The organism is Duganella sp. Root1480D1 (assembly GCF_001427305.1).
Classification (GTDB): Bacteria; Pseudomonadota; Gammaproteobacteria; order Burkholderiales; family Burkholderiaceae_D; genus Rugamonas.
Map to the genome: position 1 here is coordinate 315,577 of NZ_LMFZ01000012.1, position 12,273 is coordinate 327,849.

A 12,273-nucleotide genomic window follows, 5' to 3' on the forward strand; every position below is an offset into this window, starting at 1 on the left:
TCTGTCAATGAGCACTTCCGCACTCGTTTCCGCATCCCGCTTTTACCAGCGCTGGCTGGCCGCCGATCCTTCCCGCCAAGCCAAAATAGATGCTTTAGCGCAATTATCGCTTGCCTCGCTCAACTTTGCCGATGTTTTGGCAAGCGAGCAGGGCGAGCTGCCGCTGGCGCGCGGCATGCGCCGCCTGCGCAACCTGGTGCTGGCCACCCTGATCCGGCGCGACCTGGAAGGCAAGGCCGACCTGGACGAAGTGGTGAGCACCATGACCCGGCTGGCCGACTTCGTGATCCAGCGCCACCTTGCCGAGCTCGATGCGGCCATGCGGGCAGCCCACGGGGTGCCGATCGGCGCCGAATCGGGCGCCGAGCAGCAAATGATGGTGCTGTCGATGGGCAAAGGCGGCGGCGGCGAACTGAACGTGTCTTCCGACATCGACCTGATCTTCGTCTATCCGGAAGACGGCGAAACCGCGGCGGAGCCCGGCCAGCGCCAGCTCTCCAACCACGAATACTTTGTACGCCTGGGCAAGCAGCTGATTGCCGCCATTGCCGAAATCACGGAAGACGGCTTTACCTTCCGCGTCGACATGGCGCTGCGCCCGAACGGCGCCTCCGGCCCGCTGGCAGCCAGCCTGGGCATGGTGGAGAACTACCTGATCGTGCAGGGCCGCGAATGGGAGCGCTATGCCTGGGTCAAGGCGCGCGCCGTGACCGGCCGCCAGGAAGATATTGCGGCACTGGACGCCATCGTGCGCCCGTTCTGCTTCCGCCGCTACCTCGATTTCGGCGTGATCGACGCCATCCGCTCCATGCACGCCCAGATCCGCGCCGAAGTGGCGCGCCAGGAAAGGCTGCACCCGGAGCGCAGCCACAACGTCAAGCTGGGCCGCGGCGGCATCCGCGAAATCGAATTCCTGGCCCAGGTCTTCCAGCTCATCCGCGGCGGCCGCGATCCCGAGCTGCGCGGCCGCTCCACGCGCGGTACCCTGCGCCAGTTGCCGGAAAAAGGCTTGCTGGGCGCCGACGTGGTGGCACGCCTGATGGATGCCTACACCTTCCTGCGCAACCTGGAACACCGCCTGCAATACATCGACGATGCCCAGACCCACACCCTGCCTCCCAACGAAGCCGACCGCCTGGCCGTGGCGCAGATGATGGGCTTGCCCGACGCAGCCACCATGCTGTCCGAAATGGACGCCCACCGCCAGTACGTGGCGGAGCAATTCGACGCCATCTTCGCCGATAAGAGTGGCAACGGCAGCGAAGATGTCGACCCGGCCACCAGCAACGAATGCGCCGACCCCGACAACCGCGAAGCCATCGAAGCCCGCTTCACCAGCCTCGGCTACGAAGACCCGGCCGCCGCCGCCCAGCGCCTGATTGCCACCTGGCAGGCGCCCAAGCTGGCCAGCCTGCCCGACGCCAGCCGCCAGCGCCTGGTGGCCCTGGTCAATGCCGCCCTGCCCCAGATCGCCCGCGCCGCCGAACGCAATAGCGCCGGCAGCAAGCTTGGTACGCTGGGCCGCCTGCTCGACTTCCTGGAAGCGATCTCGCGCCGCTCGTCCTACCTGTCGCTGCTGACCGAATACCCGCACACGCTGGAGCGCGTGATCACCATGATGCACGCCAGCGGCTGGGCCGCCAAATTCCTGACCCAGCACCCGATCCTGCTGGACGAATTGCTGGACGACCGCATCCTCAGCGCGACCTTCGACCCGGCTGCTGCCGCTGCCGAGCTGGAGCGCCAGCTGGCCACCGCCCCCGGCGATACCGAACGCCAGCTAGATATCCTGCGCGAAGTGCATCACGCCCAGCTATTCCACCTGCTGGCGCAAGACCTGGCCGGTTCGCTGACGGTGGAAAAGCTGGCCGACCACCTGTCCGCCCTGGCCGACGTGATCGTGGCCGCCGTGGTGAAAGCCGCCTGGCAGACTGTCGCCAAGCGCCACCTGGAAGTGCCCAAATTCGCCGTCATCGCGTATGGCAAGCTGGGCGGCAAGGAACTGGGCTATGTCTCCGACCTCGACGTGATCTTCCTGTTCGATGATGAAGACCAGGATGCGCCGGGCCTGTATGCCAAGCTGGCGCAGCGCTTCATTACCTGGATGACGTCGCACACCCCGGCCGGCATCCTGTTCGACATCGACACTGCCCTGCGCCCGGACGGCGCCAGCGGCATGCTGGTATCCAGCGTCGGCTCGTTTGAAAAATACCAGCAGGGCTCGGCCTGGCTGTGGGAACACCAGGCCCTGACCCGCGCCCGTTTCTGCGCCGGCGATGCGGCCATCGGCCAGCGTTTCGAGCAGATCCGCTGCCAGGTGCTGCGCCAGGAGCGGCCGGATGTCGCCGCGTTGAAACAGGAAGTGCTGGCCATGCGCCAGAAGATGCGCGATGCCCGCCCCAAGCGCAGCGAGCAGTTCGACCTCAAGCAGGATCAAGGCGGCATGATCGATATCGAATTCATCGTGCAATACCTGGTGCTGCAATACGCAGCAAAATACCCCGAATTGACCGGCAATATCGGCAATATCGCCCTGTTGCACCTGGCTGGCCAGCTGGGGCTGATCGACGCCGCGCTGGCCGGCACGGTAGCCGACGCCTACCGCGACATGCGCAGGTGGCAGCACCAGCTGCGCCTGCAAGGCCAGGACCAGTCACGGGTGGCACCGGACAAAGCGGCAGCGCACGCTGAAAATGTGCGTAAGCTGTGGGAATGTATCTTCTACACCACGCAATGAGCACCGATCCCGGTGCATTTCCACCAAAGTTATTGAGTTTATAACGTCCGCTTCCTAGATTGAACGTGCGGCCATGCGACAAATTCATGGCCTTTGTGCGACATCTATGGGAGAACAATAGTGAAGCGAATCCTGCCGAAACGCAGTGTCATCGCAGTAGCCTTGACCCTGCCTGTATCGCCGCTCCTGCTGGCCCAGGAAGCCACCGACAAGCCGATCCCCAAAGTCATCGTGACCGGCTCGAATATTGCGCGCATCGAGTCCGAAACCTCGCAGCCGGTGCAAATCATCCGGCAGCAGGACATCAAGCGCCTTGGCGTCAGCTCCGTCAAGGAATTGATGGATACCCTGACCTCATCCGACCGTTCGGCCCTGACCGATGCCGGCGGCAGCAACTCATTCGCCGGTGGCGCCTCGTCCGTGTCGCTGCGTGCCCTCGGCAAGCAATCGACCCTGGTACTGCTGAACTCGCGGCGTGTCGCGCCTTATCCGCTGGCCGACTATAACGAAGTGTTCACCAATCTCGACTCGCTGCCGCTCGACGCGGTGGAACGGGTCGAGATCCTGCGCAATGGCGGTTCGGCCATCTATGGTTCCGACGCGGTGGCTGGCGTGATCAACGTGATCACGCGCTCCGATTTCCGCGGCTTGACGGCCAGCGGCAGCTTTACCCGTTCCGTCGAACAGCAAATGATCCGCAACGGCACCGTCAGCGTGACCGGCGGCATGGGCGACCTCGACACCGACCGCTTCAACGTCCTGGCCAACGTCGAGTACTACAAGCGCAACGGCGTGTTCTGGCGCGAAATCGTGGACGATATCAACACGACGTATGGCGATTACTTCGGCGCCCTGGCGCCCAAGAGCGGCCAGATGTTCGGCAACCGCGGCCTGCCATCCACCTTCAGCTTCCCCGGCAACCTGATCGGCCAGGGCCCGCTGCCGGGCTGTACCACCCTGAATGCCGGCGGGCTGTGCGTGTATGACCGCTTCAGCCGCTTCCAGGCCCAGCCGGCTGCCGAGCGCGTCAACAGCCTGATTTCCGGCCGCTTCAAGATCAACGACAGCACCGAAGCGTTTGCCGAAATCCTGTATTCGCACACCACCACCGATTATGGCGGAGCCTTCGCCACCTATGGTTCGGCCAATCCCGACGCCGTGTGGGGAGATCCCGCTACAGGCCAGGCGCGCACCTTCGTCTACCGCTACCTGCCGGCCACCCATCCGCTCAATACCAGCGGTGAAGAACTCGAGCTGCGCTACCGCTTCGCCGACGATCCATCCTATCGCAAGTCGACCAGCGACCAGTATCGTGCGCTGACGGGCATCAAGGGCATCCTGCCCAACAAATGGGATTGGGAAGCGGCACTCGGCGTCATGGGCGGCAAGACCAAGGACCGCAGCCGCGGCGGCTTCTTCAGCGACACCGGCTTCAAGGAAGTGATCGGCGACTACACCATCGACGATCCCAATTTCTTCAACCATGCGTACAAGCTCGGCCAGATCAACTCGCCCGACGTGATCGCCAAGCTGTTCCCGGAAAACGGTTACGACGGCAAGATCACCCAGACCTTCATCGACTTCAAGGCTTCCGGCCAGGCCGGCAGCATCGCCAACCGCCCCATCAATGTCGCGCTGGGCGGCGATGTGCGGCACGAGAAGATCCGCATCACCCCGACCGCCAACCTGCTGGCCGGCGACATCGTCAGCAATGGTGCGTCGGCGGCCAACGCCAGCCGCACCAATGAATCGGTTTTCGCCGAGATCAGCGTGCCGGCCCTGGAGAAGCTTGAGCTGGTGGGCGCCGCCCGCTACGACAAATTCCCCGGCTTTGCCGGCCGTTTCTCGCCGAAAGCGGCGTTGCGCTGGCAGGCAGCGGAGACTTTCCTGCTGCGCGCCACGGTGGAGTCGGGCTTCCGCGCACCGAACCTGACGGAGAGCGCGCCATCCAGCAAATTCGCTTTCGATAACGGCGTGACCGACCCGAAACGTTGCGACCAGGCGCAAGCGCTAGCCAACGACCTGCGTACCCAGGCCGATGCGCTGCCGCCCAGCGACCCGAATGCGGCGCTGCTGCTGGCACGCGCCGACACCGTGGAAGGCAATGAATGCGCCGGCGGCGTGGCGTCGATCGTGCGTAACAACCCGAACCTGAAGCCGGAAACCTCGCGCAGCTCCACCGTGGGCTTCGTTCTGGAACCGGTCAAGGGCACCTCGATTGCTGTCGACTATTTCCGCATCGAACGCAAGAACGAGATCGGGCTGAAAAACACTTCCGAACTGCTGTCGGCCGAGGATTCCCTGCAACCTGGCATCGTCAACCGCCTGCCACTGTCGCAAGACAAGACCTTCACCGCCGCCGAACGCACGCAGTACGGTGTCACGGTGGGCCCGCTGTCCTCCACCTCCGGCATGTTCGAGAACGTGTCGAAGACCAAGACCAGCGGCGTCGACCTGGGCCTGGCGTCGCGCTTCACGGTGCCGGTGGGCCGCCTCGACATCAACGGCAACGCCACCTACCTGCTCGACCTGCGCAACTTTGCGCCGACGCGCAATGGCGGCAGCTGGGGCGACAACCTGGCCGGGCGCTACGGCTACTCCAAGCTCACCGCCAACCTGATGGCGGCACTGACCACGGGTCCCTTCACCAACAGCCTGCGCGCCGTGTTTTTCAGCCATCAGAAGCTGCAGGGCGATTACTTCGACGAGGAGTACACCAGGGAAGGCTGCGAAGCGAACGATTGGGGGCCGGGAGTCTGCCGCGTGGATTCCGAAGTGCGCTGGGACTATAACTTTGCCTATAGCGGCATCAAGAACCTGACGCTGTCGGTGAATATCCGCAACCTGTTCGACCAGCGCCCACCACTGGACCTGAAGGCGGTCAACCGCGATGGCGGCGGCATTATTCCGCAAAACCTGGATGACGTGGCGGGCCGCCGCATCCGCCTGACGGCAGAGTACCGCTTCTTCTGATCAGGCAGCCATAGGCAGCGCAGCGGCCGATGCGCTGCCCAGGTAGCGGCCGCTGCTGACAGCCGGCCGCTGCGTTTCAATGGCGTCCGCAAAGAAGACGGCCGGGTCCGCATGCAACTCCTCCACGTGGCGCTGCAATGCCGGGTAGCTTGCCAGGTCCAGCCCCGCCTGGCCCTGTGCCCAGCGCACCACGGCCACCAGGCAAGCATCGGCCACCGTGCGCTTGCGGCCATCGATCCACTCCTGGCCCGCCAGCACTTCATCCAGCGCGGCACAGCTCAGCGCCATGCGCGCCTGGCCGCCATCAAAACCTTCATGCAGGAAGTCAAGCAAGGTATCGAGCTTGCGCGCCTCTGCCGTGCCGGCCCGGTAGCCCAGCAGGTAGCGGCGCTGCTGGCCGATATGGCGCAGGATGCCGCGGCAATCGCGTAGCAGCTTGCCGCCCGCTTGCAGCACCGGCACCGGCAAGCCCGGCAGGTCGACCTGCACCAGCCGGTACGGCCGGCACAGCCATTCAAGGGCGACGATCACGCCGAATGCGCAACCCTGCGGTGCGCCGTGATACAGGATGGTTTCCATGTGCTTGCCTCATTCTTCTTGTTGGGGGATGAGGTATTGTCAGACGAATATAGGACAATATCCGCCCTGATTTCGTGCAATGATTGCATCATCGTGTCGAAACCTGCCATCAAAGCCCTGTCCATCCTCGAACTGCTGCAGAGCCAGCGGCAGATTTCGGGCGCCGATATGTCGGAACGCCTCGGCATCGACCGCCGCACCCTGCGCCGCTATATCGCCATGCTGGAAGAGCTGGGCATCCCGATCACCGCCGAGCGCGGCCGCTATGGCGGCTATATGCTGGTGCCTGGCTTCAAGCTGCCGCCGCTGATGTTCACCAACGACGAAGCTTCCGCCGTCGCGCTGGGCCTGATGGCAGTGCGCTCGCTGCGCCTGGCCGATACCGCGCCGTCGGTAGCCAGCGCCCAGGCCAAGCTGGAACGCGTGATGCCGCCGGCCCTGCAGGGCAGCGTGCAGGCGCTGCGCGAGACCGCCGTACTCGACACGCCGGAACAACGCTGGACCTATTCCGGCAACGCCCGCCCTGCCCTGACCGGTGAACTGACGGCGCTGGCGCTGGCTGCGCAGACCCAGCACCGGGTGCGTTTCCGTTACACGCCGCAAGATGGCGAATCGATGCAACGCGAGTTCGATCCCTATGGCCTGGTATTCAGCCATACACGCTGGTATGTGGTGGGAATGTGCCGGCTGCGGCTGGCGATCCGTTCATTCCGGCTGGACCGGATCGCAGAGGTCAGCGAAACGGGCGCCGTGTTCGACAAGCCCGACAGCTTCGACGCCGCCGCGCAACTGCAGCACGCGATGGCGACCTTGCCGCGGCCCCTGCCTGTGCAAGTGCTGCTGCACACCGACCTGGCCAGCGCAGCGCGTGAAGTGGGCCGCTATATCGGCCCGCTGGCCGAAGCGGAAGGCGGCGTGCGCCTGCAGACCACGACCACCAGCTACAGCTGGTTCGCTCGCCTGCTGGCCTCAATGAATTGCGACTTCACCATCGAAGGCCCGGAAGAATTGCGGGAGGCTGTACGTACCGAGGCGAGCCGCCTGGCCCGCCTCGCGGGACGTTAGAAGCAGGCGTAGGTGTCGACCAACACTTTGGTACCGCTCGTGTCACCCCAGTAGAACCAATGGCCGCTGCAGTTGAACTCGGCGCCGCCAATCTGGTAACCATCGGCATCTTGGTACTCATAAGTACGGCCATAGGATGGCATTGCATAGGCGAATCCAGCGCCAGCCAGGGTCGCCAGCGCTACGATTGCGTAAATCGCTTTCTTCATCTTACTGATCTCCATTTCTTTATAAGAATTTAGGCAAGAACCAGCTTACTCACGGTGATGAGCAAGCCATTGTAGGAAGCGAAGCGAGAATTCATCAAATGTTATTTTTATTAAAAAGTCACTAAAAACCAGCGGCGTGCAGGGCGCGCTTTGACTAGCGCTAGCAAAGGTCTGGGTCAAGTTTACGCAAGCCACCAATGCCGAGCAGCAGGCCAAAGCCCATCAGCAACAGTGCCGAATTGGGGATATAACGGAACAACACCGCGCGCTGTGGGTTGCGGGGGTCGACCCAGACGGTCAGACTGCGCCCCAGCAAAGGCCGTAATTGCTCGCGCATCTCGAACAACGGATCCAGCCCGCTCGATTGCACACCGCAACAGATCATGTTCTCGCCGCGATATTGTTGGCCCGCCACCGCATAGCGGTAGCTGACCGTCACGGTCGTGGTAGCGCGGGATGATGTCGCTGCCTTGCCGCCGGTTTCGGCTTTGTCCAGCACGCCTTGCACCGGCACCATGCGCGGCAAGGCCCACATGTCGGCGCCGCAGATTTCCCAGCAGAGCAGTGCATACAGTCCCAGGGGCAGGACATACCACGCCGCGCGCCGCAAGCGGCGGTGCAGGCCAGGGCTTGCCGCCGCTGTCACAAAAGGCCGGTGCATACGATGAATGTCGTCATGATTGTTGAAAGAAAAAAGCGCCCGGATGGGCGCTTTCTCTTGTTGATGCCTGCGATTACTTGGCGTTCATCAGTGCCACGGTGGTGTCCAGCATGCGGTTGCTGAAGCCCCACTCGTTGTCGTACCAGGACGATACCTTGACCAGCTTGCCCGACACCTTGGTCAGGGTGGCGTCGAAGTTCGACGATGCCGGGTTGTGGTTGAAGTCGACGGAGACTAGAGGCTCGGTCTGGTAGGTCAGCACGCCTTTCAGTGCGCCTTCCGATGCTTCCTTCATGATCTTGTTGATTTCTTCAACGGTGGTGTCGCGCTTGGCGATGAAGGACAGGTCGACGATCGACACGTTGATGGTCGGAACGCGGATCGCGTAGCCGTCCAGCTTGCCGTTCAGTTCCGGCAGCACCAGGCCAACAGCGGCGGCAGCGCCGGTCTTGGTCGGGATCATGGACTGGGTGGCGGAACGGGCGCGGCGCAGGTCTTCGTGCATCACGTCGGTCAGCACCTGGTCGTTGGTGTAAGCGTGCACGGTGGTCATCAGGCCGGTTTCCAGGCCGATCGCGTCGTTCAGCGGCTTGACCAGCGGGGCCAGACAGTTGGTGGTGCAGGAGGCGTTCGAGATCACGGTGTCCGAAGCTTTCAGCACGCCGTGGTTCACGCCGTACACGACGGTCGCGTCAACGTCTTTGCCGCCTGGTGCGGAAATGATCACTTTCTTGGCGCCGCCTTTCAGGTGGGCCGATGCTTTTTCCTTGGTGGTGAAGAAGCCGGTGCACTCCAGCACCACGTCCACGCCCAGCTCGCCCCATGGAATTTCAGCAGGGTTGCGCTGTGCGAACACGCGGATCGGGTCGCCGTTCACGATCATGTTGTCGCCTTCCACCGTGACGGTGCCAGGGAATTTGCCGTGGGCGGTGTCGTAGCGGGTCAGGTGGGCGTTCGACTCGGCGTTGCCCAGGTCGTTAATCGCCACGATCTGGATGTCCTGCTTTTTGCCGCCTTCGTAGAAAGCGCGCAGGACATTGCGGCCGATACGGCCATAACCGTTGATTGCTACTTTGATCGTCATGCTGTTTACTCCTGATGATAGAAATTAGATGACTGCTTTGACTTTTGCCACGACATTGTCGACGGTGAAGCCGAAGTGCTTGAACAGCACGCCGGCCGGCGCGGATTCGCCGAAGGTGTCGATACCAACCACTGCGCCTTCCAGGCCAACATACTTGTACCAGAATGCGGTGACGCCTGCTTCAATCGCCACGCGCGGCAGGCCCTTGGTCAGCACGGATGCCTTGTAGGCTGCGTCCTGGCGGTCGAACACGTCGGTCGACGGCATGGACACCACGCGTACCGGGGTGCCGGCTGCCTTCAGTTCGGCGGCGGCTTTCATGGCCAGTTCCACTTCGGAACCGGTGGCGATCAGGATGGCCTTGGCGCCGGCTTCGTCGGACAGCACGTAGCCGCCCTTGGCGACGTTGGCCAGCACTTCAGCGGAACGCTCGATGAACGGCAGGTTCTGGCGCGAGAAGATCAGGGTCGAAGGGCCATCGGCGCGCTTCACGGACTCGCCCCATGCCACCATCGATTCGACGGTGTCGGCAGGGCGCCAGTTGTCCAGGTTAGGGATCAGGCGCAGCGAGGACACGTGCTCCACCGACTGGTGGGTCGGGCCGTCTTCGCCCAGGCCGATCGAGTCGTGGGTGAACACGAACAGGGAACGCTGCTTCATCAGCGCAGCCATGCGCAGTGCGTTGCGGCTGTAGTCGGCGAAGGTCAGGAAGGTCGCGCCGAACGGAATGTAGCCGCCGTGCAGGGCGACGCCGTTCATGATGGCGGACATGCCGAACTCGCGCACGCCGTAGTTGATATGGTTGCCCGGCACGCCGGAACGAACGGCGATGCATTCCTTCCAGTTGGTCAGGTTGGAACCGGTCAGGTCGGCCGAGCCGCCCAGGAATTCCGGCAGCACTGGCGCCAGGGCCTGGATCGCGTTCTGCGATGCCTTGCGGGTGGCGATGGTTTCCTTCTTCTCGACGCAGGCGGCGATGGCGGCGTCCAGGGTTGCCTGGAAGTTGCCCGGCAGTTGGCCCTTCATGCGGCGGGTCAGTTCGGCGGCTTCGGCCGGGTACTGGGCCGAGTACTTGCCGAACATTTCGTTCCAGCCGGCTTCGAATTTCGCGCCTTCAGCCTTGAAGTCCCACGCTTCCTTCACGTCGTGAGGAATGTCGAACGGCTCGGCGCCCCAGGAAATGTACTCGCGCACCGCGGCGATTTCCTTGTCGCCCAGCGGTGCACCGTGCACCTTGTCGCCGCCTTGCAGGTTTGGCGAACCTTTGCCGATGATGGTCTTGCAGCAAACCAGGGTTGGCTTGTCGGATTTCTTGGCGGCTTCGATAGCGGCCGATACTGCTGCCACGTCGTGGCCGTCCACGTTGCGGATCACGTTCCAGCCGTAGGATTCGAAGCGCTTAGGCGTGTCGTCGGTGAACCAGCCTTCAACCTTGCCGTCGATGGAGATGCCGTTGTCGTCGTACAGGGCGATCAGCTTCTTCAGGCCCAGGGTGCCGGCCAGCGAGCACACCTCGTGCGAGATGCCTTCCATCAGGCAGCCGTCGCCCAGGAAGGCGTAGGTGTAGTGGTCGACCACGTCGAAGCCAGGCTTGTTGAACTCGGAAGCCAGCAGCCATTCAGCCAGCGCCATGCCGACTGCGTTGGCGATGCCCTGGCCCAGCGGGCCGGTGGTGGTTTCCACGCCTGGGGTGTAGCCGACTTCAGGGTGGCCTGGAGTCTTGGAATGCAGTTGGCGGAAGGCCTTCAGGTCGTCGATCGAAACGTCGTAACCCGACAGGTGCAGCAGCGCGTAGTGCAGCATCGAACCGTGGCCGTTGGACAGCAGGAAGCGGTCACGGTTGACCCAGGCTGGGTTGGTCGGGTTGTGGCGGTGATGGCCGCTCCACAGTGCTACTGCGATCTCGGCCATGCCCATTGGCATGCCTGGGTGGCCGGAGTTGGCCTTCTGCACAGCGTCCATTGCCAGCGCACGGATTGCATTGGCCATTTTGGTGAAGGGGAGCGAAGTTTTCATCGTATATCGAGGAAGGTTGAGTATTTGGTGCACTGCGGCAGGCGCCGCTTTCGGAACCCGATATTTTACCAGAGCGTGACACCAACGCTTAAAATTGGTGCATTTCAACCTTTCCGAATTGACTATATGCCCCGTTTCCACGTGCCACAGCCCCTTGCCGCAGGCCAGCAACTGGAGCTGCCAGCGAACGTTGCCCACCATATCAATGTGGTGCGCATGGAGCCGGGCGACACTTTGACCCTGTTCAACGGGGATGGCGGCGAGTATACGGCAGTGTTGACAGAAGTGCAAAAGAAAAAGGCTTGGGCGGAGGTCAAAGTCTTCGAACCGCGCGAAGCGGAGCTGCCGTTTGCCGTCACCCTGGCCCAGGCCCTGCCGGAAGGGGCGAAAATGGACTGGATCATCGAAAAGGCGGTGGAGCTGGGCGTGGCCGGCATCCAGCCGCTGGCGGCGCGCCGCTGCGTGGTACGGCTGTCGGCCGAACGGGCGGAGAAGAAGCTGGAACACTGGAATGGGATCGTGATATCGGCGTCGGAACAATGCGGCCGCAACCGGCTGGCGCCGGTGGCGGCGCCGGTGGAGTTTCGCGAGTGGATTTCGCAGCAGGATTTGCACAGGCGCGTGATCCTGACGCCGCGCGCCACCGAATCGCTGGCCGATTGGGCAAGGCACCAGCCGCCGCAGGCGCTCAGTATCATGGTCGGGCCGGAAGGCGGCTTTTCCGATGAGGAGGAGGCTGAGGCTTTGCGGCATGGCGCCCTGCCCTTGTCGATCGGGCCAAGGGTGCTGCGCACGGAAACTGCGGCGCTGGCAGCGGTGTCGATTCTTGCTGCGGCCTGGGGCGGGATTTAAAACCGGTAAACCGGGGTTGGTTCCAGGCTTTTGACTTATTGAAAACGTCAAAGACATCGAACCCTACTCCCTGCTTCGAGACCGTAGGGTGTCAGAC

The 12,273-nt window shown here is 63.1% G+C and carries 9 protein-coding genes; 4 read left to right on the forward strand and 5 right to left on the reverse strand.

Annotated features, from left to right (window positions below; translation table 11 throughout):
- Positions 1 to 7: 7 nt before the first annotated feature.
- Together glnE and ASD58_RS13840 are read left to right on the forward strand one after the other, a co-directional pair.
- On the forward strand, positions 8 to 2,737 hold the full coding sequence (gene glnE / locus ASD58_RS13835; RefSeq protein ID WP_057261743.1) for a bifunctional [glutamate--ammonia ligase]-adenylyl-L-tyrosine phosphorylase/[glutamate--ammonia-ligase] adenylyltransferase: 2,730 nt from the start codon (positions 8 to 10) through the stop codon (positions 2,735 to 2,737).
- A gap of 120 nt (positions 2,738 to 2,857) precedes the next feature.
- Positions 2,858 to 5,710, forward strand: a complete 2,853-nt coding sequence (locus ASD58_RS13840; RefSeq protein WP_057261744.1) for a TonB-dependent siderophore receptor — start codon at positions 2,858 to 2,860, stop codon at positions 5,708 to 5,710.
- Here the strand turns inward: ASD58_RS13840 and ASD58_RS13845 are convergent, their stop codons facing one another.
- Positions 5,711 to 6,289: a glutathione S-transferase family protein gene (locus tag ASD58_RS13845; RefSeq protein WP_057261745.1), complete on the reverse strand. Its 579-nt coding sequence runs from the start codon at positions 6,287 to 6,289 to the stop codon at positions 5,711 to 5,713. It lies immediately after the preceding gene.
- A 93-nt stretch (positions 6,290 to 6,382) separates the two neighbouring features.
- Between ASD58_RS13845 and ASD58_RS13850 the strand changes: the two genes are divergently transcribed.
- On the forward strand, positions 6,383 to 7,354 hold the full coding sequence (locus ASD58_RS13850; RefSeq protein ID WP_057261746.1) for a YafY family protein: 972 nt from the start codon (positions 6,383 to 6,385) through the stop codon (positions 7,352 to 7,354).
- On the opposite strand, the gene ASD58_RS13855 is transcribed toward ASD58_RS13850, so the two are convergent.
- The 4 genes from ASD58_RS13855 to tkt all read right to left on the reverse strand — a co-directional run bounded on the left by ASD58_RS13855 (position 7,351) and on the right by tkt (position 11,324).
- Complete coding sequence (locus ASD58_RS13855; protein ID WP_057261747.1) at positions 7,351 to 7,563, reverse strand: hypothetical protein; 213 nt, start codon at positions 7,561 to 7,563, stop codon at positions 7,351 to 7,353. The two genes, ASD58_RS13850 and ASD58_RS13855, sit on opposite strands and share 4 nt — an antisense overlap.
- A 160-nt stretch (positions 7,564 to 7,723) precedes the next feature.
- Positions 7,724 to 8,224: a DUF3592 domain-containing protein gene (locus ASD58_RS13860; protein ID WP_057261748.1), complete on the reverse strand. Its 501-nt coding sequence runs from the start codon at positions 8,222 to 8,224 to the stop codon at positions 7,724 to 7,726.
- A gap of 73 nt (positions 8,225 to 8,297) precedes the next feature.
- Positions 8,298 to 9,308 carry a type I glyceraldehyde-3-phosphate dehydrogenase gene (gap, locus tag ASD58_RS13865; protein ID WP_057261749.1) on the reverse strand — a complete coding sequence of 337 codons (1,011 nt, stop codon included), beginning with the start codon at positions 9,306 to 9,308 and terminating at the stop codon, positions 8,298 to 8,300.
- Between the two features lie 24 nt (positions 9,309 to 9,332).
- Complete coding sequence (tkt, locus tag ASD58_RS13870; RefSeq protein ID WP_057261750.1) at positions 9,333 to 11,324, reverse strand: transketolase; 1,992 nt, start codon at positions 11,322 to 11,324, stop codon at positions 9,333 to 9,335.
- Positions 11,325 to 11,450: 126 nt separating this feature from the next.
- Between tkt and ASD58_RS13875 the strand changes: the two genes are divergently transcribed.
- A complete protein-coding gene (locus tag ASD58_RS13875; protein ID WP_057261751.1) occupies positions 11,451 to 12,176 on the forward strand; it encodes a 16S rRNA (uracil(1498)-N(3))-methyltransferase in 726 nt (241 codons plus the stop codon).
- Positions 12,177 to 12,273: the final 97 nt, after the last annotated feature.